Genomic DNA, 22,726 nt, shown 5'->3' with positions numbered 1-22,726 from the left:
GCGGTTTCGGGTTCGTGACTCTGTTGGGCACTCTGTTCCTCCTCCTCCCTTTTGCAGATCTCGGACTTGGCGCTGCCGTGGTCAATGCCGTGGCGGCGCGGGATGGGTCGGTCACCAGGGAGAGCGATGCGATTGCGGTCGTGCGCGCATCGATGGTCGTCCTGTCGGGGGTCGCGGTGCTCCTTGGCGTGGTGGCAGCGGCACTGACGGCGACGGGGTCACTTCCTCGATGGTTGGGGCTCCCACAAGACCTGGTCGCGTCGCCGGATCGGTGGGCAGTCTTCTTGGCGATCATGCCGTTTGCCTTCTCTTTGCCGTTTGGAATCGGCCAGCGAATCCTGGTCGGACTCGGTCGGGCGCACGTGGTCAACCTCCTCGCCGCTCTGACGCCGATTGTTGCGTTGGCAGCGACCGCCTCGCTCATTACGCTCGGAGCGCCTGCCCTCTATCTCGGCGTCGCTACGCCGGTCGGAATCCTTTTCAGCGCTATTGCGATGTTTTTCGTTGCTGTGCGTCAGAGCGGGTGGTCAGGGTCGGTGCTCCTCCGAAAGAGAGACTCCGCTCAGACAGGCGTTTTGTCCGGGGCGCTGTGGGCTGCCGCTGCCCCGATGCTCGTCATAACCATCGCTTCGCCAGTCGGTCAGCAGTCGGGACGCATCGTCCTCGCGAATGTGAGCTCAGCACATGAGCTGGCGCAATACTCTCTGGCGTTCCAGTTCTATCTCCCGGCTGTGTCAGTAGCGTCCGCAGCAGGCGTGACGCTGTGGTCGACGTTCGCGCGGAGGTCCTCGGGGCAACGTCGCGGTCTACTGGTCGCGAGTGGGTACATGCTCGCCCTCGGTCTCGCCTTATCGGTCGGCTTCACTCTCCTGATCAACCCGGTGGCGCAACTCGTGTCCCACGGCCAGATCAAGGTCTCCTTCGCAACCGCCGCTTCTTTGGGAGCGCTGATACTTTTCACGAGCGCTTTGCAAGCTCCCGGGATGCTCCTCACCCGCCCCAACCTTCTCGCGATCCAGGCGGTCTGCGCAGTCGCCATGTGTGTAGTAACGGTTGGTCTGAGCGTCCTGCTCGCCCCTGGGATCGGCGCGGCTGGCCCGGCTCTCGCCGCCGCCATCGGCGTTCTAGTTGGGCAGTTGATTCCGACGATGTCGGTCGCGCTGTGGGTCACGAAAGGAAGCTCCTAATGAATGAGGGTCTTTCCCGCGTCCATATCTACGACCCCAACGTGCTGAATCCCTACGGGTTCGAGCTGGCGCGAACGTTGGTTGAGGGCGGCGAGGACGTGACTTTGTGGACGTCTCGGGCACAACCATCCAGACCTGTCGCGAGCGGAGCGCTCCAAGTGAAGCGCGTCCTGGCGGCAGACCGAAGCGCGGGGGTGTCTCTCGTCAAAGCCGTCGTGGAACGCCTTTGGGGAATAGTCCGGCTCGTTGCATCGGCCCGGAGGACCGACGTCGTGGTGGTCGCGTGGACCCGCGATTGCTGGGACACTGGCCTTCTGCTGTTGCGTACGCTGGCGGGAGGCAGGATCGTAACGGTCTATCACAATCCTCGTCAGATCAGGCCGCGCTCTGGGCTCGTTGGTTGGCTTGAGCAGCGCCTCCTCAAGCGGGGCATCGCGGTAGTTCATTCCGCTTGGCTCAAGCAGGTCGTTCAGGCGGACCTCCCTCACGTCAGGGTGGCGACACATCCGCCATACCTGACGATGCGTAGGTTCAGGGCCGACCGTGTCGCGGACGAACCCACCTTCATCTATGTCGGCGCGCTCCGCCCCGACAAAGGAAGCGCAGCGCTGCTTGAGCTTGGAGAAGAGGCCCGAAGAAGCTGGACGCTCCAGTTTGTTGGTGCCGGCGCGGCGGCTGACGCGTTCGCGAGCCAGATGAGGCCGCCCATCCGAGTGGTCAACCTGCCCGAGCATGCGCGGCCGTCTGACGAGATCCTCGCGCACGAGCTATCCGCCGCGTGGGCACTTGTTGCTCCCTATGACAGTGTCACGACGAGTGGCACGATGGTGCTTGCTGCCACTCTCGGCGTTCCGGTGGTCACGTTCGACTCCCCCGCCCTCGAGGGCCTCCCGTCGAGGTTGGTACGTTCCGCAGAGACGGTCAGGGAACTGGCGGAGATCGTGGACGACCTGGCGACCGAAGTGACTCCCCGCGTCGACGACGATGAGCTGCCGGGTTGGCTTCATCGATGTCGCGAGGAGTGGCGCGCGGTCATCAAGTCCGCGCGGGCCTAGGCAGTCGCTCAGTCAGACCAAGCCACAAAGCGCGTCGATGCGCTGCACCTTCGTCCCCAAGGAACTTGCGAACTCCGATGACTCGAGCCATGAGGGCTGCGTAATAGGGCGTTGAAAGTAGCCAGAGGAGGCGTACCGGTGCCCCGAAGCGTCGACCGACGAGTCGGCGGTTTCGGAAGATATATCGGACGTACGTGGGCGACTTGCCGTCCCCCTCTTGAGTTCCACCGGCGTCATGGTAGGCGACTACTTCCTGGTCAATTCGCAGCCTTATGCCCATAGCGCGGGCTCTCACGCTGAGGTCGACGTCCTCCCAGTAGAGAAAGAACGAGGCGTCAAATCCTCCCAAGCGATCCCACGCTTCTCGTGGGATCAGGAGGCAGGCGCCGGTGAGCCAGTCGGGAGTGGTCGTCTTGTTGAGTCGGTGAGAGTGGCGTGCGATGCCCGTCACGCGATTTAGGGCTGCTCCGTCGAACCAGACCGTTCCGTCCGATTGCAGGATCCGGGGCGAAACAATCTCCATGCTCTCGGCTCTGGCGGTTAGTCGTTCGAGAGCTGAGCTATCGATTCGCGCATCTGGGTTGAGTAGCAATACGAGACTCGCTCCAGCTGCAAACGCTTCATCGACGGCGAGATTTGCTGCCGCGCCGAAACCAAGGTTTTTGTTGCTCTCGATCAGTTTCCACCCGTGGGTGGCGCAAGCGCGCTGCGCATTGAGTCGCTCTTCGTGTGAGAAGTAGTTGTCGACCACGATCGTCTGGGCGGCGATATCGCGGAGGTCGGGAAGGTGCCGGACAAGGAGCTCTGTCGACCCATAATTAACGGTCGCGACCATCACGGACTGCATCATCTGACTGACATCTCTCTGTTGTCTCGAGCATTAGTTCGGTGGAACGTCACGAGCGCGAGGGCGCTCGCCAGTTCCCACCAGTTCGTGCCGATAGGTGAGAATCCCAGGTGCCACAGCCCCAGGGCAGCCAGGAATATCTTGAGCGCAATCGCGGGATCGCCCCAGGAGCGCATGATGCTACGAACAAAAACCAGACCGATACTGGCGGCGAGGACGATACCGATCGGTCCGAACCCGACCCACAAGTCAGCGAGAATGGAGTGCAACTTGATCGTCGCTGCGAAGACGTAGTCGGTCAGGTATCGGACCTCGTCTGAGCCAGCCGTTATCAGTGCGGTGCCGCCATCCACGAAGTCCGCACTGTTTGCGATCACGCCGGGCGCGTAGCCGGAGGGGCGAGCGGCGAGGAGTTCGAAGAAGATCGGAGTCTCGACTCGCGCACCAGCGATCAAGGATCCGCCGCGGGCGATCTGTGCCACCGACACATCTTGATTTCGAGCGCCCAAAAGCCCACTAACTGCGAGAAACTCGATGACGCGGTAAACAAGGACGGCAGCCAGTGCCGTGATGACGAGTGTGGCAATCTGCCTGGTGCGACCCATCGACTGACGGTTGATCAGTTTCATCGCAATGATCATGGCGATAGTGGCAAGAGCGACTCCGGAGTAGGTGCGATAGTCGTTGAGGGCGGAGACAATCCCAATCGCTGCGAGCGTGATGATCGAAGCGCGCAACTTCTTTGACCGTGACGCGACGGCGAGCGCGGCCAGCGCGACAGGAAACGCGAACCCAAACTTCCACGGCTGGATCTGCCAAACGTCTGGGCGGCCCAGAACCTGAATCATGAACCCGCACGCGAGAAATAGTGCTGTAGCTCTGGTTCCAATAGTGGTTCGCGCCCAAATCGCCCCCCAAACAAATAGCGCGAAGCCCGCCACGGCCACCAACAGTGCCAACATCGCGACTTGATCGATTCCGTGATCACGCCGCGTCAGGGCGAGATTCGCCGGCGTCGCGGCTAGGCAGAGCAGGATCAATACGGACATCGCGGGCACGCCGGAGTACTGCCATGCACGCCTTGCGAGGACCGGAATGAGCAGGCATGCGAGAAGAATCCCGATCGACGTGGCGCTCGGGAAGACGGGAGACAGCACTCGCGCGGGGAGCAATACGCAAAGTCCGACGGCAAGCGACTTCGACCATCCGTCGGGCGAGCGCACGACTGAGGCGCGGGTAATCGTTGAGAACTGTTCGGGGACTTGAGCGCCTTTGATCATTACGCGCCCCCTTGCGTCAATTCACGAACTCGCCGGGCCGGGATCCCCGCGTACAGGTATCCGGGCTCGCAGTCTGTCGTGACGACCGCGCCGGCCGCGATCACACAAGACGACCCGATTGTGACCCCTGGCAGGACTGTGACGCGGGCGCCCAACCACGATCCGTCGCCGATGTGGATCGCGTGACTTTCGTTTGCTCCAGCGCGGCGATATGCGGGCCCGATCTGATGGGTGCTTGTTATGAGCGCAACTTCGGGACCCAGGTCGCACCGACTGCCGATGTGGATGGGAGCCGCAAGGTCGAAGAAGCAGTTGACGTTGACGAAAGATCGCTCACCGATGTGGAGGCCGGATAGTGCACCAATGAATGCACCTGCGTCGATCAGCGCCGTCGGGTGGACGTCAAGGCCAAGTGCAGTCCAAGCTCTCGAACGCAGCGAGCGGGGAAACGCATCTGAATTGATGATAGAAAGAACCACTCGCCGTGCCGACCGTTCGATGTCTCGAGCTAGCGTGACGATCTTCACTCGGGTCCCAACTTTACGAGGGCCGGCGCATGGCGCCTAGGGTCGAGCAACCGTAGCAGGTGGACGTAACGTCACTGTTTCGCCCGACTGGCTTCGCTCAGAAATGCGTCGCCTTGCGGGGGATGCCACATCCGGATACCCTAGACATTTGGTGCCTGCGCCCTGCTGGCCTCGCACCACGAACGTGAGCCCTCCACTGGCGTGTTCGACCGGCATCCCGAGCGAACCACCCCGGAGTGGGATTCACGAACTCCTCCGTTCGAATCAATGAAAGCAGCACTACTGTGACGCGCACGTACACCCCCAAGGCCGGTGAGATCACCCGTGAGTGGGTGGTCATCGACGCATCCGACGTCGTCCTCGGCCGCCTCGCCTCGCACGCCGCCACGCTCCTGCGCGGCAAGCACAAGCCCACCTTCGCGAACCACGTCGACACCGGCGACTTCGTGATCATCATCAACGCCGACAAGGTGGCCCTCACCGGCCAGAAGCTCGAGCAGAAGAAGGCCTACCGCCACTCGGGCTACCCGGGCGGCCTCAAGTCGGTCACCTACTCCGAGCTCCTCGAGAAGAACCCGGTGCGCGCCGTTGAGAAGGCCGTCCGCGGCATGCTCCCCAAGAACAGCCTGGGTCGCCAGCAGCTGTCCAAGCTCAAGGTCTACGCCGGTGCCGAGCACCCGCACGCGGCCCAGCAGCCCACCACGTACACCTTCGACCAGGTCGCCCAGTAAGCGCCGCAGAGAAGAACAAGGATTATCTGATGGCGAAGATCGCTGACTCCCTCGACCAGACTCCCGAGAACTACTCGACCGAGACGCCGGCTGCCGCCGAGGCCGCCCCGGCTCGTCCCGTCCTCTCCGTCCCCGGCGCAGCCGTCGGCCGCCGCAAGCAGGCCATTGCCCGCGTGCGCCTGGTTCCCGGCTCGGGCACCATCACGGTGAACGGCCGCACGATCGAGGACTACTTCCCCAACAAGCTGCACCAGCAGCTCATCAACGACCCGTTCACGGTCCTCGGCCTCGCCGGTGGCTACGACGTGATCGCCCGCATCTCGGGTGGTGGCCCCTCGGGCCAGGCCGGCGCCCTGCGCCTCGGTATCGCGCGCGCCCTCAACGAGATCGACGCCGAGAACAACCGCCCGACCCTCAAGAAGGCCGGCTTCCTGTCGCGTGACGCTCGCGTCAAGGAGCGCAAGAAGGCTGGTCTCAAGAAGGCGCGCAAGGCTCCCCAGTACTCGAAGCGTTAACCCTTCGATGGCACTGTTCGGGACGGACGGTGTGCGGGGCCTCGCAAACGGCCCCCTCACCGCCGATCTCGCGCTCACCCTGGCCCAGGCGACCGCGGTCGTCCTGGGCCAGGGTCGTATCGCCGAAGCTCGCCGCCGCAGCGGACGCCGTCTGACGGCCGTCGTCGCACGCGACCCGCGGGTCTCGGGTCACTTCCTCAGCGCAGCCGTCGCCGCAGGACTCGCATCCTCCGGCGTCGACGTGCTCGATGCCGGCGTCCTGCCGACCCCGGCCGCCGCGTTCCTCGTCGGCGACATCGACGCCGACTTCGGCGTCATGATCTCGGCCTCCCACAACCCGGCGCCCGACAACGGCATCAAGATCTTCGCCCGCGGCGGCGTCAAGCTCCCCGACGTGGTCGAGCAGCGCATCGAAGAAGCCATGGCTGGACCAAAGCTCGCCCCTACCGGGGGAGCCGTCGGCCGCATCAGCCGCTTCGCCGACGCCGAAGACCGCTACGTCGTGCACCTGCTCGCATCCCTGCGCACCAGCCTGCGCGGCCTGCACGTCGTGCTCGACTGCGCCAACGGTGCCGCATCCGGCGTCTCACCCGAGACGTTCCGGGATGCCGGAGCCAAAGTCACCGTCATCGGCGCCGACCCCGACGGGCTCAACATCAACGAAGGCGTCGGCTCGACGCACCTCGACGTGCTCACCGCCGAAGTCCTGCGCACCGGCGCCGACCTCGGCATCGCCCACGACGGCGACGCCGACCGCTGCCTCGCCGTCGACGCCGACGGCCGGATCATCGACGGCGACCAGATCATGGCGATCCTCGCTGTCTCGATGAAGGAGCGCGGCCTGCTGCGCGACGACACGCTCGTCGCGACGGTGATGAGCAACCTCGGACTCCACCGAGCGATGGCGGCCCACGGCATCCACCTCGAAACGACCGCCGTCGGCGACCGATACGTCCTCGAGCGCATGAACGAAGGCGGCTTCTCGCTCGGCGGTGAGCAGAGCGGCCACGTCATCATGAGCGACTACGCCACCACCGGCGACGGGCTGCTCACCGGCCTGCACCTCGCCGCAGAGGTCGCCCGTCAGCGCAAGCCGCTCTCGGAGCTCGCGAAGGTCATGACCGTGTTCCCGCAGGTGCTCATCAACGTCAAGGGCGTCGAGCGGTCGCGGGCGACGGATGGCGATGTCTTGTCGGCCGTTGCTGAAGTCGAGGCGGAGCTCGGCGATTCGGGGCGGGTGCTGCTGCGGCCCTCGGGCACCGAGCCGCTCGTGCGCGTCATGGTCGAAGCGGCGTCGGAGGCCGACGCGCAGCGAGTCGCGGAGCAGCTTGCGGAGGTCGTGCGGGGCTGAGGGTGCTGTGCCCGCCGAGATCAGGGGGCGCGCGGCATCCCCGCCGGCACGCCTCTGAACGTGCCGCATCCGGGGTACTGGAACGGATCGCTCTGGACGCTGTTCTGGGAGTACCTCTGCTACCTCGGCGTCCTCGCCCCCGGACTGCTCGCGCTCTACCGCTGTTGCGCGACCGTGCCGATCATCTTCGGCCTCACGCTGCTCGGCCTGATCGCCACCGCCTACGGCCCCGATCAGCGGATCGCCTCGCCGCAACCGCATCGGCCGTCGCCGTGCGCGGCGATGTCCCGGAGCGCGGCCAGCACCGCGGCGTGCAACTCCTCCGGCGTCCATTCGGCGAGAGGGCGCGTCTGCACCCGCGCACCGACGATCCCGCAGGCCGAGCGCGGGATGTTGCGCGTCTCATCGCCGATGTGCCCCACCCACCACGGGAAGACGTCGAGGTCGTTGCCGGACACCCGGAACCGCGCCACGCCCTCGACCCGCTCGTTGAACGTGACACCCTTGCCGCCCTGGTTCACGCGCACCGTGCGCAGATAGCCGCCGAGGCTCTGCTCCGGGCGCACCGTGGCCACACCGTCGCGGGCGCTCCGCAGCGCCCTCCCTGTGACGCGCTCCGCGTAGGCGGAGAAGAACGCCGCCACGCCCGGCGCCTTTGCATGGTCCTGTGCGAGTATGCGCGGCGCGTGATCCAACACGTAGGACAGCGTCCGCACCAGCTCCGAGGACGAGCGTGACCGTTCCTCGAACCGTGTCGTCAACCTGCCGAAGACATCGGACGCCGCCGGTGCCGGCGCCGAGCTCCTCAGCCCCGCCACGTACGCGGCGAGCCGCGCATGCGGCGCTCGCCTCTCGGCATCCGCAGGTTCGATCTCGTCGGCCACCGCCAGCAGCAGGTCGGCGAACCGCACCTGCGCGGGCTTCGGCTCAGCGGCATCCGTGAAGAAGAGCCCCGCGATGCGCTCGTCCGCAGGTCCCGCACCGCGTCGGTCGACGTCGGCCACGAAGTCGTCGATCACGGCGTCGACCCGCGACGCCACCTTGCGCGTCTCCCGTGCCGCCGCGATCACGTCGACGAAATCGCCGTACGTCAACGCGGTCCACCCCTCGTCGTCGGGTTGCTCGGCGACCTCGGTCAGGAACACGAACACGTGCTGCCACCCGGCATACGCCGACGTGATCCACTCGCGGTATCGGCGCAGCTGCTCGTCGTGCGCGCTCGAGGCGAGTTTGCTCTCGATCGCGATCACGACCCGATTCGCATGATCGACGACGGTGATGTCGATGCGCCCCGCAAGCGCGGTGTCCGAGGCGCGGGGGACCGGCGTCTCGATGCCCGTCCGCACCCGGCGTACGCCGACCACGGGCTGCTCGCCCGGCCCACCCCACACGGCGGCGATCAGCGCGTTGACCACCGCGGCATCCAACCCGTGGTTCTCGGTCGGGTCGAGCAGCCAACGCACCACCCGGTTGTACCGGTTCTCGTAACTCTGCTCGCCGTAGTGGACGATGCTCCAGAAGTTCGCCGGCGGCAGGGCGCGCCGCTCGATCGCCGGCTCGTCGAGCAGTGCGAGCAGGGCATCGGCGAGGTCATCGGCGCGGGGGTCGGGGTCGGTCATCAGAAGCCTTTCGGTGAGGATTCAGCGCACGGCGTCGTGCGCGGCGATGCGGTTGTCGGCGTCGGCCGTCGGCGAGGGCGGTGACGAGGGGGCGGTCGCCCCGCGTTCGGACAGGGTCTTCTCGACGCCCTTCCATTCGCCCGGCGGAACGTGTGCCTCCCAGAGGTCGAGGTCGCTCTGCCCCTCCTTCTTCGCCCCGAACCTCACGCCGACGTCATGGGCGATCGCGCCCGCGCCGTTCGTGATGACGACACCCTGGTCGTCGGCATCCGACCGCGCGAGCCACGCCACCAGGGACTCGGCTCCTGCCGTCGATCCCGCCGCGGTTGCCAGGCGACGGCCAACACCACCGTGACGCCGAGCACGAGGGCGTTGAGAAACGGGCCGAGGAGCCCGCCGAACGTGTCGCCGACCGCCCCCGTCCGGTCGCTCCAGTGCTCGTCGCCGGGAGCGGCCGCGGTCTGGAAAGCGGCGACGATCGACGCCGCCATCGTCAGAAGCAGGGCCGTGCTGAGGGCGGCGATCAGGACCCAGAGAGCGATACGCCCGGTGAGCCACACCCACCGCCGGTCGCGGAGGCGGATGCTGTCTTCGTCGGTCATGCGAGTTCTCCTCGGCCGTCGCTGGTGCGCAGACGTGTCGGGAGGCGGACGCGCGCGGAGCGGCAGGCGGGGCGAACACCCGCCGTCGGTGCGACGTTAGGGTCCGGCGGGGGCGGGGACGGGTGGGAATGCGGAACCCGGACGATTCCGAACACCCCTGCACCATGCTGGGCCAGTGGGTTATCCACAGGTTGGGGAACACATGTACGAATGTCGGAGGTGTGTGGCATCGTACAGATATGCCATTCGCGACGACGCTGCGAGAGAGTGTCGAGGGCCTCACCGCCCTCGATGCGCTCGACGTCGACGCGTCTGACCTGGCGGCATCCGTCGGTCGTCTCGATGACGACACGGTGCGGACGCTCATCGCCCGCGCGGGGCGGGTGGCCCGCGAGATCGGTGTGCTGCAGGCGGTGCTCGCCGGTGTCGCGGCGCAGCGATCGAGCCGCGAGCGGGGAAGCGGTGGGCTCAGCGCCGAGACCGGGCATCGCACGCCGGTCGAGATGATCCAGGCGACCACCGGCATCACGCGCGCCGAGGCAACGCGCGCCGTGCGAGTGGGTGAGGCGCTGATGGGCACGGGGGATGCCGGGTGGCACGGCGCGCTCGATCGGCTCCTCTACGACGGGGCGCTGTCGTCGGCGCAGTACGGGGCGATCCTGACGGGGCTCGGCGATCCGCCGACGCTCGGTGTTGCAGCGGCGTGGTCCAGGGGAGCGGAACGGCTCGCGGACGAGGCCGACCAGTGGTCGGTGGAACAGCTCACCGCGCAGGCGCGCACACTGCGCGACATGCTCGACCCCGCCGGAGCCGAAGAGCGGTTCGCGCGGCGCTTCGAGCGCAGGTCGTTCCGGCTCTGGACCGACGGCGACGGATTCTCCCGAGGATCGATGGTCTTCGACGACGAGATGGGGCCGTGGATGCGGAGCGTCCTCGACGCCGCCCTCCGCCCCCGCCGGGGTGGGCCCAGGTTCATGACCGACGCCGAACGTGCCGAAGCCGCCGCGCTCGTCGACGACGCGCGGTCGAACGAGCAGCTCTCGTACGACGTGCTCGTCGACGTCCTGCGCGCGGGCGCGCTCGCCACCGCGAAAGACGTGTTCGGAGCGCGTGAGCCCGGCGTGCGCGTCATCGTCACCGAGGCGCCCCGCGACGGGCTCGGGCGTCACGGAGCGACCGGGATCGTCGAGGACGGCGGCTCAGCCCTGCCCGGCTCGGTCGTCGACCGCGCGCACTGCACCGGCGGCCGCATCCGCATCGAGGTGGATGCCGCCGGCACACCCCTCGCCGTCGGACGTGACGAGCGACTGTTCACCCGCGCGCAGCGGGTCGCGCTCGCCGCCCGCGACGGAGGATGCCTCTGGCCCGGGTGCGAACGACCGCCGTCGTACTGCGAAGCGCACCACAGCGTGCCGTGGTCCGAGGGTGGGAGGACCGACACCGACGAGGGCGTGCTGCTCTGCCGGTTCCATCACCTGCTCCTACACAACAATGGGTGGCGCATCGAGCGGGTCGAGGCCGGGTTCGTGCTGCACGCTCCGCCCGGCAGCGGGCGGGAGCCCGTGCCGCTCCGGTCGAAATCGCCGCTGCGATGGCTGTGGGACCCGCCGCCCGATCGTGCCGGATGGCGCACCGCCGGGGTGCAGGCGCGGGCGTCGTGACGGGGCGTGTCGCGGCGGAAGGTGCGGCGCGGGTTACGACCAGGTGTGGACCGGCTCGTTCGTGTGCATCGCTTCGCGGTACTCCAGAAGGGTGGCGCGCAGGGCGTCCGCACGTTCCATGCCGGTGCGGGCCCGCATCCGCTTCGCGAACCACTCCGCACCGTTCGTCTTCGTCGCGCAGCGCCCCTCGATGATCCCGAGATACCGGTCGCGCTCCGCAGCCGACACGCCCCACGCGTCCAGGCCCTCGGCGGCGAGCGGCAACAGCGTGTCGCGCACCAACTCGGTCGCAGGCACGTGGCCCACACCCGGCCACGACAGCCGCGCGTCGATGCCGTCGCGCGCCGCCGAGAGGAAGCTCTCGCGCGCCGTCGCGAACGGCATACGCGACCACACCGGCCGCTCATCCTCCCCGAGCGAACGCACCAGACCGAAGTAGAACGCCGCGTTCGCGACCGTGTCCGCCACCGTCGGCCCCGCCGCGAGGATCCGATTCTCGACGCGAAGATGCGGCATCCCGTCGGCCACGTCGTACACCGGACGGTTCCACCGGTACACCGTCCCGTTGTGCAGCTTCAGCTCCGCCAGCGACGGCACCCCGCCCGCCTCGAGCACCTCCAACGGATCCTCATCGTCGATGATCGGCAGCAGCGCCGGGAAGTACCGCACGTTCTCCTCGAACAGGTCGAACACCGACGTGATCCAGCGCTCGCCGAACCACACCCGCGGACGCACCCCCTGCGCCTTCAACTCCTCGCTGCGCGTGTCGGTCGCCTGCTCGAACAGGGGGATGCGGGACTCCCGCCACAGCTCCCGCCCCAGCAGATACGGCGAGTTCGCCGCCACCGCCAACTGCGCCCCCGCGATCGCCTGCGACGCGTTCCAATACGCCGCGAACTGCGCCGGCGACGTCTGCACATGGAACTGCGTGCTCGTGCACGCCGCCTCCGGCACGATCGAGTCGGCCGTCGTCTGCAGCCGCTCCGGCCCCGCGATCGAGATCGCCAGATCCTCGCCGCGCGCATCGAGCACCTGCTCGTTCAACAGGTCGTACCGCGAATCCGCGCTCAACGTGCTCCGGCTCAGGTGCCGCTCCGCCAGCGTGGGAAGGATGCCGATCATCACCAGATGCGCACCCAGGTCCTCCGACCGCGCCTCGGCCTCGTTCAGCCGCTCGCGCAGACCCTCCTCGAACGTCGTCAGCCCGCCCTCGCGCAGCTTCGCCGGCGGGACGTTGATCTCCACGTTGAAACGCCCCAGCTCCGTCACGAACGCCGGGTCCGCGATCGCCCGCAGCACCTGCTCGTTCCGCATCGCCGGGTCACCGACGGCGTCGACGAGGTTCAACTCGAGTTCGAGCCCCGTCATCGGATCATCCGTGTCGAAGCGCGCCTCGCGCAGCATCCGCTCGAACACGTCGAGGTTGCGACGGATCTTCTCGCGATGAAGGGTGCGGTCCGCGCCCGTGATCTCCTGGCTCTCGACTTCTTCTCCCACCCCGCCACGATAGGTCGCGACACCGCCGCCCGCCGGGGCGTTGACAACCCGCGCCCCGTCGACCATGACGCGCTAACCCATCACGCCGCGAATAGCCAGGGGTTGGTTCGCATCCGGCGCCTGCCTAGCGTGGGTGGTCCCGGAACGCGCCGCTTCCGGAAAGATCGACGGAAGGACCAGATCATGGGACTCGACGACAAGATCAAGAACGCCGCACAGGACCTCACCGGCAAGGGCAAGGAGGCCGCCGGCAAGGCGAGCGACAACGAGCGCCTCGAAGCCGAAGGCCACCAGGACCAGACCGAGGCCAACCTCAAGAAGGCCGGCGAGAACGTGAAGGACGCGTTCAAGTAAGCCTCCCTCCACCGAACGCCCGGGCCCGCCACGGACCCGGGCGTTCGGCATCCCACCCCGCATCCGACGACTCACAGACGGATGCCGGGGCCCGCCACACCCGTTCACGTACACTTCACTCGACGTTTTCCCCGACGCGACGCGTGAACTCCCCCCTTCACGGCCGTCGGCGGGCGCCCCGGGAGATCCATGAAACGGCTGACATCGCTCGACGGTCTGCGCGGACTCGCCGCGCTCATCGTCCTCGTGCACCACATCATGCTGACGTTCCCGCTGTTCGCGGAGCCCTATCTCAAGGGCCGCGCCGAGAACGGCCTTCCCGAGCTGCTCGCATATACGCCTCTCCACATCTTCTGGGACGGCGCGGGCGCGGTCTTCATCTTCTTCGTCCTGAGCGGTGTCGTGCTCACGCTGCCCGTGCTCAAGCAGGGCCGCGACTTCTCATGGGTCGGCTACTACCCGCAGCGACTCCTGCGCCTCTACCTGCCGGTCTGGGCGGCGATCATCGTCTACCTCGGCTGGGTGCTGATCATCCCGCGCGACCGCGGCATGGAGAGCGCCTGGCTCGACATCACGAGCAAACCGGTGAGCCCCGAAGCGATCTGGGGCGACGCGACCCTGCTCTTCGGCACCGGTGACCTCGTCAGCCCGCTCTGGTCGCTGCAGTGGGAGATCGCGTTCTCGTTCCTGCTGCCCGTCTTCGTCTTCCTCGGCGTCCGGTTCGCCCGGTACAACTGGATCCTCGCGATCGCCGCCGTCGTCGGCATCGGCGTCTCGGCATCCCTCGGCAACCGTGCGCTCGTGTACCTGCCGATGTTCCTCATCGGCGTCGTCATCGCCACCTGGCTGCCGACCATCCGCGCGTGGAAGCCGAGCCGCGGCACGCAGGCGCTGCTCCTCCTCGCCGCACCCATCCTGCTCGTCTCGCCGTGGCTCATCCGCCCGTTCGAGTCGCTCCGCTTCCTCGTGAAGCCGTTCGACGCGGTCACCACCATCGGCGCCGTCGTCGCCGTGATCGCCGCGATCGTCGTCCCGATCTTCCGCCGCTTCCTCGAGAGCCGCGTCATGCAGTGGTTCGGGCTCATCTCGTTCAGCCTCTACCTCGTGCACGAGCCCGTCGTGATCTCGATGGCGCACCTGTTCGGCGACCAGAACCTGCGCATCGCCGCCCTCGTCAGCGTCGTCCTGTCGATCCCGCTGTCGTGGGTGTTCTTCAAGATCGTCGAGATCCCGAGCCACAAGCTGTCGCGTCGCGTCGGCGACTTCGTCCGTGCGCGCACGAAGAAGCGGCCGCAGCCGCACGCGCCCATCGCGCCCGACGTCCACGCGCACCGCGCCTGACCCCTCGCTAGACTGACGCCGGGCCGACCCGGGCCCGCTGGGGAAAGACGCAATATGGCCGGGGGAGATCCCGCACCCGTCGCTCGGCGACGCATCGGTCTCGGCGCTCACGTGTGGTGGGATGCCGTGACCAGCGGTGCCTTCTTCTCGCCCGCGGCGCTGTGGATCAGCATCCTCATCGCGGTCACGGTCCTCGCCCCGTTCCAGCACATCGACGAGGGCGCCGGGGTGGTCCACGTCGTGTCCGTCGGATTCCTCGGGTGGGCGGCGCTCGCGGTGCTGCTCGTCCCGGTCGCGCTCGCCGAGCGGCGACTGCGCCGCGCGTCGCACCGCGGCATCCTCGTCCTCACCGCGGTCGCGGTGGCCGCCGGCATCCGTCCGTTCGTCAACGAAGCCATCTACGTCGGGCTGTACGACGGGGTGCCCGACTTCGACGGGATCGCCGCACGCATCGGGTCGAACGTGTTCGTCTGGCTCGCCGGCCTGTCGATCATCGCGATGACCGTGCGGTCGATCGAGCTCACCCGCGGTTCGCGCCGGCGACTCACCGAGGCGATCGCGGTGCTGACCGCCGGTCGCCGGCGTCTCGCCCGGTTCGAATCCGAGAACCGTGCCGAGCTCACCCCGCTCGTCTCGCGGCTGCGTCGCCGCCGCGACGAGATGCTCGCCGGCACGGTCGACTTCGCCGCGGTCCGCGCATACTCCGAGGAGGTGCGCACCGCGAGCCACCGTCTCGAGGAACGCGCCGGGCTCGACCTGCGCGCCGTCGAGGGCGGTACCGGTGAGCACGCCATCGAGCCGCCGACCCGGTCGGCGTTGACGATGCTCCGCCCCGCGCCGTACCTGCTCACCGGCTTCGTCTTCCTCGTCGGCGCCGTGCCGTACGCGTATGAGTCGAACGGACCGTGGGCGGCGCTCGCCGCGATCCTCGCCGGAGCGCCGGTGACCCTCGCGGCCGACGCCGTCATCCGGTGGCTCGCCCCCGGCAAAGCCCCCGCGCGACGCGGACGGATCCTCGTCGGCGTGTGGTTCGCAGCCGGCATCGCGATGACGGCGGTCGCGTGGGGCATCCTCGGACCGGCCGATCCGACCCGCTTCGTGCCCCTCATCTCGCTGCCGCTCGTCGCGCTCGCGCTCGCCGCGTGCACCGACGCGCTCGCCCGCGCCGCCGACAGCGCCCATCGCCTCGAAGCGGTGCTGAGCCTCGTCGCCCGCACCCTGACCGCGAAGACCGCGTCGGCCCGCCGCCCGCTGCGGCACGCGGCGCACGTGCTGCACGGGCGGGTGCAGGGACGGTGCGTGCTGCTCGCCGCGGCCGCCGACGAGTGGGAGCTCACGCCCGACGACATCGAGACGTTCCGGCGAGAGACGGATGCCGCCTTCGACTCGATCCTCGCGTTCATCGCCGAGACGGATTCGGCCGCGCTCGAGGGAACCCTGCAGGGAGCGCACGAGGACCTCTTCGAACTCGTCGCGACCTGGCGGACGGTGCTCGGGGTGTCGAGCGAGATCTCGCCCGAGGCGGTCGACGCGCTGCAGGACCCGGTGCTGTCACGCCGCGTCGCGACCGTCGTGAACGAGGGGTTCGTCAACGCGATCAAGCATTCCGAGGCGAAGGAGGTGTGGCTGTCGATCGACGTCGTCGACGGTGCGCTGCTCGTCCGCACGTGGTCGCGCGGAGTGCTCGATCGCCTGCCCGCGGTGGGTCCCGAGCTCCGCGGCATCGGCGTGCTCGGCGTCGGGTCGCGCATCTACCAGCGCGACGACGTCGTCGTGCTCGAGGTGCCGGTGCCGCTCAGCCCCGGGCTCGCCGTCGCGGCCGAGCCGGTTCGGCGGCCATGGTGGACGTCTCGGGCGTCGCGCGTCGGCTGAGGATCAGTACTCGGGGATCAGTACTCGAGCAGCGCCGCGACGACCAGCGCGAGCGCGCCGAGAGCGACCACGACCAGCACGGCATACGCCCACCGGGGCAGGCCCGGCGGCTTCGGAGCAGACCGTTTGCGACGGCGACGGGTCGACGAGCGAGCTGACATCAGTTTCCTCCCCCAGAGCGGTCATATTCGCACACATGCATTTCGTCGCCGTTAACGGGACCCTGCGGCTTGGGGGCTGGGTGTCGTCGCGTTGCCGCGTTCACGGATGCAATGGATGCCGGGCGACACGCGGCATCCGATGGTTCGGGGTCGGCGTGTCGGGTCGGATCTGTTGCATCCGTCAACGCCGGTAGCGCGGGTCGGTGCGGGCGACCCACCGTTCGCGGATGCAATGGATCTTGGGCGACACGCGGCATTTAATGGTCAGGGGTCGGCGTGTCGGGTCGGATCTGTTGCATCCGTCAACGCCGGTAGCGCGGGCGGCCCACCGTTCGCGGATGCAATGGATGCCGGGCGACACGCGGCATCCGATGGTTCGGGGACGGGGTGTCGGCTCGGATCTGTTGCATCCGTCAACGCCGGCGACCGACCAGCCTCAACGCGCGGCGAGCATGAGGTCGGCGGTCCGCAGCGACAGGGCCATCTGCGTCAGTGCCGGGTTCGCGGTCAGCGCGCTCGGGAACGTCGAGTTGTCGCAGATCCAGAGGTTGTCGACCTCGTGGGAACGACCGGATGCGTCGACGACGCCGTCCTCGGGGTCGTCGCTCATGCGCGCCGTCCCGAGCGTGTGGCACGAGCGCTGCGTGACGCGCGTGCTGCGCGCCCCCGCCGCCCGCAGGATGCGCTCCATGACGGCCGCACCGTGCTTGTCGATGGCGCGCTCGTTCTCTCCCTTCGAGAACGAGATCTCGGCGCGCGGCATCCCGTCCTCGGCGAGTTCGTCGCTCAACGTCAGCGCGTTGCGGTCGTCGGGCAGGCACTCGCCGTTCATGCCGACACCCGCGCTGTACGGGTACTCGTCGACCGCCGCCATGAGCTCCTCGCCCCACAGCCCCGCGCCGCGCACGAGCTGCGTGCCGAAGTTCAGCGGCATGACGCCGAGGCTCTGCAGCAGGTACCCGCCCACGAAGTCGGCATCCGCGGGGCGCACGAAGTCCTCGCTGATGATCGACGACGGGTAGCCCCGGTATGCGCGGATCGGCTTGTCGAACCGGCCCCACACCTGCACGCCGCCGTGCGCCATGAACCCGCGCCCCACGACGCCGTTCGCGTTGCCGACCCCGGTGTGCAGCAGCAGCCGCGGCGTCTCCACGCCGCCCGCCGCCAGCACGAGGGCGGCGCACCGCTGCCGCCGCTCGACCCCGCCCGAGCGGTACACGACCGCGGTCACCCGGCCTGCGGCATCCCGTTCGATCCCGTGGACGAAGGCATCCGGGCGCACCTCGGCACCGGCCGCCACCGCGGCGGGGAGGTACGTGTTCGCGGTCGTCGCCTTCGCGCCGAACCGGTCGCCCTGGTGGATGTCGCCGTTGTCGAGCGTCGCCGGACGCACGCCGAAGTGCGGCTGATCGTGGTCGCGCGTGAGGATCGCGGCCGGTCCGTCCGTCGCGGTGATACCGAGTGCGTCGCAGCCGCGGATCATCACGTCGGACGACCCGTTGCGGCGCACCGGGGGATAGGCGTACCGGCGCGACGGATCCCACGGGTAGTGCGCGGGGCCGCTCACCCCGATGTCGGACTCCACCCGCTCGATGTAGCGGATCAACTCCGCATGATCGATCGGCCAATCCCGGCCCTCGCCGGTCTCCGAACGAAGCCGCAGGTCGCGGGCATCGGGCCGCGGCGTGAACGCACCCCAGTGCAGCGTGCTGCCGCCGATCCCGTAGCCGCTGTTGTTCGGTCCGAACGCCGTCGGGTCGGCGCCGCCGCTCAGCCGGTCCGACATCCAGTTGATCTCGGTGGACTCCAGCTCGTCGGGCGTGAACTCGGCGGGCGCGAAGTCCGGCCCCGCCTCGAGCGCCACGACTCGCAGCCCCGCCTGCGCCAGCCGTGCGAGCAGCGGAGCACCGCCGGCGCCCGTGCCCACCACGACCACGTCGAGGACCTCGTCCAGATCGAACCTCTGCATGCCGGGGGCGTCGGTCACCCGGCGACGATCGCCGCTCATGCCGCCCCCTCCCCGAGCTCGGCCGGTTCCCACGACTCGCGTCTGCCGGCGGAGATCTCCGACCACCCCACGGGTCGCGGACCCGTCCCGCCGATCGCGAACGCGTCGAACCCGATCCGCGCGAGCGACGCGGGGTGCGACAGCCACATGCGCAGCATGTCGTTGCGCGCATCCTCGAACCATGAGCGGATGCCGTCGGCCCCCAGACCCGCCGCCGGCATCCCGTCGGTGATGAGCCGAGTGATCAACGCGCGCTGCTCGGCGGCGTCGCTCGGCCACACCTCGGCGATCGCGTCGAGCCCGCGAGCGTACGCGACGGTGTCTACGGGCGATCCCGCCGGCCGCCACCCGTCGCCGCCGCCGTCGGCGAGCATGTCGTCGATGCGCGCGGCCAGGTCGACGGCGGCGCCGTGCTGCGGCACGATCCGTGCGGCCAGCTCGCGCAGAGTCCCGATCTGCGCGTCGGTGAGGGCGCGTGGCACGCGACGCGGGTCATCCGCGATCGCGCGGTGCGCGAGCGTCCGCCGCACCGCGACGTCGACCCGCGATGACGCGATCACCCGACCCCATTCCGCGGGGACCGTCGGCGCCGTCGTGCGGATGCCGTCCCAGAGCTCGGCGAGCACGGCGGCGACCCGCTGGGGAGCCTCGTACGGCAGCAGGTGGCCGACCCCCGGCATCCGCTCGACCCGCGCCCGGGGGTAGACGTCGGCGATCAGCCCGGGCTGCGCATCGGCACCGAGCGCGTCGTCCCCCGTCCCCGCCAGGACGACCACGGGCAGATCCAGCACGCCCACGAGTCCGGTCGCGTCCTCGAGGCTGCCGGCGGTGAGCCAGTCGCGCCACGCGGATGCCGGCTGTCGCACGACCGCGTCGACGGCGGCCTCGTGCAGCTCGGGGGCGAGCGGGGCGGCGACGTTCGCGGCGACGAAGGCCGCGGCATCCTCGCGCGACAGGTGCGCGCCCTGCGCCGTCGCGAGCATCTCGGCGCGCTTGTCGTCGGGCATCGGCTCGGGCGTCGGGGGAGAGGCGGCGAGCAGCACGGCGCCCGCGAGCCCGAACACCGGCTCGGTGCCCGCGAGCACGCGGGCCATCACCCGCGCGGCGACCTTGCCGCCGAGGCTGTGCCCGCACACGAGGAACGGGCCGCCGTCGGACGCGGCCGCGATCCGCTCGAGCGCCGTGTCGGCGAGGTCGTCGACCGACGCCGCCCGTCCGCGATCCAGCAGGTCGATCCCGACGATGCGCAGACGCGGGTCGGCGGCGGCGATGATCGGGTCGGCAGCGGCGGCATCCAATCCCAACCCGGGCAGGAAGAAGACGGTGCACTCGGGGGTGGGGGAAGAGGCGCTCGGCACGCGCTCACTCTAGGAACGGGGGCCGCCTCGTCCGAACGCTTGCGCCCGGGGCGGGCACCTGCGATCATCCCGGCGCGCACCGCACCCCCGTTTGCACCAGAAGCCGCCGCTCGCAAGGGGGCGAGCGGATGCCGCATCCCGATCTACGGTGGCGCGATGACCGATCAGTACACGTTCGACAATCCTGTCACCCGGTACCCGCGTGTCGAGCCGCCCCTGCAGCACCAGCCCGAGCCGGGCGTGCAGGCGCGAATGACGCCGGTGCCCGACCTCGGCGAGTCGACGTACCGCGGGTCGGAGCGGCTGCGCGGGCGCCGGGCGCTCGTCACGGGCGGCGACTCGGGCATCGGCGCGGCGGCGGCGATCGCGTTCGCGCGCGAGGGCGCCGACGTCGTCATCGTGCACCTGGCCGACGAGCAGGAGGATGCCGACCACGTCCTGGAGGTCATCGCCGACGCGGGCGTCCGCGGTCATGCGATCGTCGCCGACATCAGCGATCGTGAGCAGTGCCGTGAACTCGTGGCCGAGGCCGCGGAGTTCCTCGGCGGCATCGACATCCTCGTCAGCAACGCGGGCAAGCAGGTGGCGGTCGAGCGCGTCGAGGACCTCTCCGACGAGCAGTTCAGCGAGACGTTCGAGACCAACGTCTTCGCGTTCTTCTGGATCGTGAAGGCCGCCCTGGTTCACATGCCTCCCGGGGCATCCATCATCAGCACCGCCTCTCTCGAGGCCTACAAGCCGGCGCCCGACCGCCTCGACTACGCGGCGACGAAGGCCGCGGTCAACAACCTGTCGAAGGGTCTCGCGCAGCAGTTGGCGCCTCGCGGCATCCGGGTCAACGTCGTCGCTCCCGGCCCGGTATGGACGGCCCTGCAGGTGAGCGACGGGGTCTCTGACGAGCAGATGCGCGCGTTCGACGAGGAGAACGAGTACAAGCGCGCCGGCCAACCCGCCGAGGTCGCACCGGCCTTCGTCTTCCTCGCGTCGGCGGAGTCCAGCTACGTCTCGGGCGAGACCCTCAACGTCAACGGCGGCATGGTCACGCCCTGACCGTCAGACGCCCGGCGCGTTCCAATCCGGGGCTAGCGGGTGACCGAGAGCGAGAGTTTCGGCCTCGCGGGCGGCTGCGGCGCGCTGAGGATGACACCGACGTCGACGCGCGCGCCGTTCGTGAGGTTTGCGACACCCCACTCGGAACCGCGGCACGTGACGCGTGCCGACGACGAGCCGGCCCCTGCGACGGCGCACGACATGCCCCACGCGTTGTCGATCGCGCTGGCCCCCGGCGACGCCCAGGAGGTCGTCCACGACCGCACCCTGCCCGTCGACGGTGCGGTCAGCGAGAGCCCGACCTGGTACTTGCCCTGCCACGCGCTCGTGACGGTCAGCGTCGCCGACACCCCGTTCGACGACGCACTCGACGTCCCGCCGACGGCGGGCGGCTGCGACGGCTGCGGCTGCGAGGGCTGGCTCGGCTGCGGCTGCGGCTGCGGCTGCGGCTGCGGCTGCTGGCTCGGTACCGGCGGCGCCGGGTACGGCACCTTCTTCGGCGTCAGGATCGGCTTCAGCGCCGCGAGCTTCGTCTTCTCGCGGGTGTACCAGTCGTCCTTCAGCAGGCCGCCGGTGTCACCGCTGTTCGGGTTGAACGACCAGTACCCCCAGCTCATGCGCCGATCCTTCAGGTAGGCGACGAGCTTCTTCATCCACGCTTTGTCGGACGCGCTCTGCAGCTTCGTCCCGAACTCGCCGACGAAGACCGGAGCGATGTTCTTCCGCGAGATGTAGCCCCACTGCTTGTCCCACACCGAGGTGAGGTTCGCGGGGTAGTTCTTCGCGGAGAACCAGGTCTGGTCGAACACCGAGGCGGGGTACTCGTGCGGCGAGTAGACGACCCGGTTCTTCACCTTCAAGGTGACCGGCTTCGTCTTCACGCCGGTCAGGTTGCCGCCCCACCAGGAGTTGCTGCCGTCGGCGCCGTACTGGACGCCCTCGACGATCATGAGCAGCTTCGGGTTGACGGCGTGGATCGCGTCACCCGCCCGCATCGCCGCGGCCCGCCAGTCGCGCGAACGCACGCCGCACCCCCAGCAGGCGTTCCCGCTCGGCTCGTTGTGCAGGTCGAACCCGAAGACCGTCGGCTCGCCCTTGTAGCGCTTCGCGAGCGCCTTCCAGTCCGAGATCCATTTCGCCTCGGAGTAGCGCGCGGTGTACCAGAGCGCGGACTGCGCGTCCGACCCCGGGCGGTGCCGGTCGAGGATCACGCGCAGCTTGTACTTGCGCGCCGTCGCGACGACGGCATCCAATACCGTCAGCGTCGAGGCGCCCGCGAGCTTCGGGTTGAGGGCCGTGTTCACCGACCCGACGGACTTCTTCGCCAGGCACTCGTTCGAGAACGGCACGCGGACGGTGTTGAACCCCATGCCGGCGATCTGCGCCATGCCCTGATCGAGCGAGATCGACCACAGTCCGTGGGGCGCGCAGGTCTCGGTCTCCATGCCGAACCACGATGTCGCGCGGATCGTGAACGTCTTGCCGGTCGAGACGTACTGGATCTTGTTGCCGTTGGTCTTCAGCCACGACAGGGGGGCCGTCGCGGCATCCGCCGTCGTCGGTGTCGCGGCGATGCCGAGGGATGCCGCGAGCACGAGCGCGGTCGCGACCGCGAGCACGCGTCGGAACATGGAAAACCCCCGTCGAGAGCGGCAGAATCGCCGCGTCGGAACACCGGATCTCAGGGTACGGCACGCGGACCCGCACGCG

21 protein-coding genes are annotated in these 22,726 nt (G+C 68.8%); 10 read left to right on the top strand and 11 right to left on the bottom strand.

The window, feature by feature from the left end:
- Positions 1-77 precede the first annotated feature (77 nt).
- Positions 78-1,187 carry a hypothetical protein gene (locus ACPEH2_RS10970; RefSeq protein ID WP_423718687.1) on the top strand — a complete coding sequence of 370 codons (1,110 nt, stop codon included), beginning with the start codon at positions 78-80 and terminating at the stop codon, positions 1,185-1,187.
- A complete protein-coding gene (locus tag ACPEH2_RS10965; RefSeq protein WP_423718686.1) occupies positions 1,187-2,242 on the top strand; it encodes a glycosyltransferase in 1,056 nt (351 codons plus the stop codon). Before ACPEH2_RS10970 ends, ACPEH2_RS10965 begins: the two co-directional genes overlap by 1 nt.
- Here ACPEH2_RS10965 and ACPEH2_RS10960 read toward each other — a convergent pair.
- Genes ACPEH2_RS10960 through ACPEH2_RS10950 form a run of 3 tightly spaced genes read right to left on the bottom strand, consistent with a single transcriptional unit; the run spans position 2,223 to position 4,848 of the window.
- The gene (locus ACPEH2_RS10960) at positions 2,223-3,077 is read right to left on the bottom strand and encodes a glycosyltransferase family 2 protein (RefSeq protein ID WP_423718796.1); all 855 of its coding nucleotides are present in this window, start codon (positions 3,075-3,077) and stop codon (positions 2,223-2,225) included. The genes ACPEH2_RS10965 and ACPEH2_RS10960 overlap by 20 nt on opposite strands.
- Positions 3,078-3,088: 11 nt before the next feature.
- On the bottom strand, positions 3,089-4,369 hold the full coding sequence (locus ACPEH2_RS10955; RefSeq protein ID WP_423718685.1) for a hypothetical protein: 1,281 nt from the start codon (positions 4,367-4,369) through the stop codon (positions 3,089-3,091).
- Positions 4,369-4,848, bottom strand: a complete 480-nt coding sequence (locus tag ACPEH2_RS10950; RefSeq protein ID WP_423718795.1) for a DapH/DapD/GlmU-related protein — start codon at positions 4,846-4,848, stop codon at positions 4,369-4,371. Before ACPEH2_RS10950 ends, ACPEH2_RS10955 begins: the two co-directional genes overlap by 1 nt.
- Before the next feature lie 332 nt (positions 4,849-5,180).
- Here ACPEH2_RS10950 and rplM point away from each other — a divergent pair, with 332 nt between their 5' ends.
- Genes rplM through glmM form a run of 3 tightly spaced genes read left to right on the top strand, consistent with a single transcriptional unit; the run spans position 5,181 to position 7,493 of the window.
- Entirely contained in the window at positions 5,181-5,627 is a 447-nt protein-coding gene (gene rplM, locus ACPEH2_RS10945; RefSeq protein WP_064003290.1) for a 50S ribosomal protein L13, read from the top strand.
- Between the two features lie 29 nt (positions 5,628-5,656).
- Positions 5,657-6,142 (top strand): 30S ribosomal protein S9, encoded by a 486-nt coding sequence (rpsI, locus tag ACPEH2_RS10940; protein ID WP_064003289.1) that lies wholly within the window; start codon positions 5,657-5,659, stop codon positions 6,140-6,142.
- A gap of 7 nt (positions 6,143-6,149) precedes the next feature.
- Positions 6,150-7,493, top strand: coding sequence for a phosphoglucosamine mutase (glmM, locus tag ACPEH2_RS10935; RefSeq protein WP_423718684.1), 1,344 nt, complete (start codon positions 6,150-6,152; stop codon positions 7,491-7,493).
- A 233-nt stretch (positions 7,494-7,726) separates the two neighbouring features.
- On the opposite strand, the gene ACPEH2_RS10930 is transcribed toward glmM, so the two are convergent.
- The 3 genes from ACPEH2_RS10930 to ACPEH2_RS10920 are packed head-to-tail and all read right to left on the bottom strand — an operon-like array spanning position 7,727 to position 9,714.
- Positions 7,727-9,112, bottom strand: a complete 1,386-nt coding sequence (locus ACPEH2_RS10930; protein WP_423718683.1) for a PD-(D/E)XK nuclease family protein — start codon at positions 9,110-9,112, stop codon at positions 7,727-7,729.
- Between the two features lie 21 nt (positions 9,113-9,133).
- The gene (locus ACPEH2_RS10925; RefSeq protein ID WP_423718682.1) at positions 9,134-9,319 is read right to left on the bottom strand and encodes a hypothetical protein; all 186 of its coding nucleotides are present in this window, start codon (positions 9,317-9,319) and stop codon (positions 9,134-9,136) included.
- Positions 9,316-9,714 (bottom strand): hypothetical protein, encoded by a 399-nt coding sequence (locus ACPEH2_RS10920; RefSeq protein ID WP_423718681.1) that lies wholly within the window; start codon positions 9,712-9,714, stop codon positions 9,316-9,318. Before ACPEH2_RS10920 ends, ACPEH2_RS10925 begins: the two co-directional genes overlap by 4 nt.
- A 239-nt stretch (positions 9,715-9,953) precedes the next feature.
- Here ACPEH2_RS10920 and ACPEH2_RS10915 point away from each other — a divergent pair, with 239 nt between their 5' ends.
- A complete protein-coding gene (locus ACPEH2_RS10915) occupies positions 9,954-11,375 on the top strand; it encodes a DUF222 domain-containing protein (RefSeq protein WP_423718680.1) in 1,422 nt (473 codons plus the stop codon).
- A 33-nt stretch (positions 11,376-11,408) separates the two neighbouring features.
- Here ACPEH2_RS10915 and ACPEH2_RS10910 read toward each other — a convergent pair whose 3' ends face one another.
- On the bottom strand, positions 11,409-12,872 hold the full coding sequence (locus ACPEH2_RS10910; protein WP_423718679.1) for a glutamate--cysteine ligase: 1,464 nt from the start codon (positions 12,870-12,872) through the stop codon (positions 11,409-11,411).
- A gap of 183 nt (positions 12,873-13,055) precedes the next feature.
- Between ACPEH2_RS10910 and ACPEH2_RS10905 the strand changes: the two genes are divergently transcribed.
- The 3 genes from ACPEH2_RS10905 (at position 13,056) to ACPEH2_RS10895 (ending at position 16,439) form a co-directional block, all read left to right on the top strand.
- Positions 13,056-13,226 (top strand): CsbD family protein, encoded by a 171-nt coding sequence (locus ACPEH2_RS10905; protein ID WP_064003284.1) that lies wholly within the window; start codon positions 13,056-13,058, stop codon positions 13,224-13,226.
- A gap of 189 nt (positions 13,227-13,415) precedes the next feature.
- Positions 13,416-14,567 (top strand): acyltransferase family protein, encoded by a 1,152-nt coding sequence (locus ACPEH2_RS10900; protein ID WP_423718678.1) that lies wholly within the window; start codon positions 13,416-13,418, stop codon positions 14,565-14,567.
- 54 nt (positions 14,568-14,621) lie between these two features.
- On the top strand, positions 14,622-16,439 hold the full coding sequence (locus ACPEH2_RS10895) for a hypothetical protein (protein ID WP_423718677.1): 1,818 nt from the start codon (positions 14,622-14,624) through the stop codon (positions 16,437-16,439).
- 17 nt (positions 16,440-16,456) lie between these two features.
- Here ACPEH2_RS10895 and ACPEH2_RS10890 read toward each other — a convergent pair whose 3' ends face one another.
- From ACPEH2_RS10890 to ACPEH2_RS10880, 3 genes are all read right to left on the bottom strand, one after another.
- The gene (locus tag ACPEH2_RS10890; protein ID WP_197471646.1) at positions 16,457-16,600 is read right to left on the bottom strand and encodes a hypothetical protein; all 144 of its coding nucleotides are present in this window, start codon (positions 16,598-16,600) and stop codon (positions 16,457-16,459) included.
- Between the two features lie 436 nt (positions 16,601-17,036).
- Positions 17,037-18,608 carry a GMC family oxidoreductase gene (locus ACPEH2_RS10885; RefSeq protein ID WP_423718676.1) on the bottom strand — a complete coding sequence of 524 codons (1,572 nt, stop codon included), beginning with the start codon at positions 18,606-18,608 and terminating at the stop codon, positions 17,037-17,039.
- Positions 18,605-19,966, bottom strand: a complete 1,362-nt coding sequence (locus tag ACPEH2_RS10880) for an alpha/beta fold hydrolase (RefSeq protein ID WP_423718675.1) — start codon at positions 19,964-19,966, stop codon at positions 18,605-18,607. Before ACPEH2_RS10880 ends, ACPEH2_RS10885 begins: the two co-directional genes overlap by 4 nt.
- A gap of 156 nt (positions 19,967-20,122) precedes the next feature.
- Between ACPEH2_RS10880 and ACPEH2_RS10875 the strand changes: the two genes are divergently transcribed.
- Positions 20,123-21,016 (top strand): SDR family oxidoreductase, encoded by an 894-nt coding sequence (locus ACPEH2_RS10875; RefSeq protein ID WP_423718674.1) that lies wholly within the window; start codon positions 20,123-20,125, stop codon positions 21,014-21,016.
- Positions 21,017-21,048: 32 nt separating this feature from the next.
- Here ACPEH2_RS10875 and ACPEH2_RS10870 read toward each other — a convergent pair whose 3' ends face one another.
- Positions 21,049-22,647, bottom strand: a complete 1,599-nt coding sequence (locus ACPEH2_RS10870) for a cellulase family glycosylhydrolase (RefSeq protein ID WP_423718673.1) — start codon at positions 22,645-22,647, stop codon at positions 21,049-21,051.
- Between the last annotated feature and the right edge of the window lie 79 nt (positions 22,648-22,726).

The sequence above is a fragment of the Microbacterium sp. NPDC064942 genome (assembly GCF_049545525.1).
Lineage (GTDB): Bacteria > Actinomycetota > Actinomycetes > Actinomycetales > Microbacteriaceae > Microbacterium > Microbacterium gawkjiense.
Note: the sequence above shows the minus strand (reverse complement) of the source record. Positions and strands in the feature narration are given on the sequence as shown.

Coding starts and splice junctions, on each gene's coding strand:
- glmM (WP_423718684.1), top strand. CDS start 6,150: ATGGCACTGTTCGGGACGGACGGTGTGCGGGGCCTCGCAAACGGCCCC.
- ACPEH2_RS10955 (WP_423718685.1), bottom strand. CDS start 4,369: ATGATCAAAGGCGCTCAAGTCCCCGAACAGTTCTCAACGATTACCCGC.
- ACPEH2_RS10875 (WP_423718674.1), top strand. CDS start 20,123: ATGACCGATCAGTACACGTTCGACAATCCTGTCACCCGGTACCCGCGT.
- ACPEH2_RS10870 (WP_423718673.1), bottom strand. CDS start 22,647: ATGTTCCGACGCGTGCTCGCGGTCGCGACCGCGCTCGTGCTCGCGGCA.
- ACPEH2_RS10960 (WP_423718796.1), bottom strand. CDS start 3,077: ATGGTCGCGACCGTTAATTATGGGTCGACAGAGCTCCTTGTCCGGCAC.
- ACPEH2_RS10895 (WP_423718677.1), top strand. CDS start 14,622: ATGGCCGGGGGAGATCCCGCACCCGTCGCTCGGCGACGCATCGGTCTC.
- ACPEH2_RS10915 (WP_423718680.1), top strand. CDS start 9,954: ATGCCATTCGCGACGACGCTGCGAGAGAGTGTCGAGGGCCTCACCGCC.
- ACPEH2_RS10905 (WP_064003284.1), top strand. CDS start 13,056: ATGGGACTCGACGACAAGATCAAGAACGCCGCACAGGACCTCACCGGC.
- ACPEH2_RS10890 (WP_197471646.1), bottom strand. CDS start 16,600: ATGTCAGCTCGCTCGTCGACCCGTCGCCGTCGCAAACGGTCTGCTCCG.
- ACPEH2_RS10900 (WP_423718678.1), top strand. CDS start 13,416: ATGAAACGGCTGACATCGCTCGACGGTCTGCGCGGACTCGCCGCGCTC.
- ACPEH2_RS10965 (WP_423718686.1), top strand. CDS start 1,187: ATGAATGAGGGTCTTTCCCGCGTCCATATCTACGACCCCAACGTGCTG.
- ACPEH2_RS10930 (WP_423718683.1), bottom strand. CDS start 9,112: ATGACCGACCCCGACCCCCGCGCCGATGACCTCGCCGATGCCCTGCTC.
- rpsI (WP_064003289.1), top strand. CDS start 5,657: ATGGCGAAGATCGCTGACTCCCTCGACCAGACTCCCGAGAACTACTCG.
- ACPEH2_RS10920 (WP_423718681.1), bottom strand. CDS start 9,714: ATGACCGACGAAGACAGCATCCGCCTCCGCGACCGGCGGTGGGTGTGG.
- ACPEH2_RS10885 (WP_423718676.1), bottom strand. CDS start 18,608: ATGAGCGGCGATCGTCGCCGGGTGACCGACGCCCCCGGCATGCAGAGG.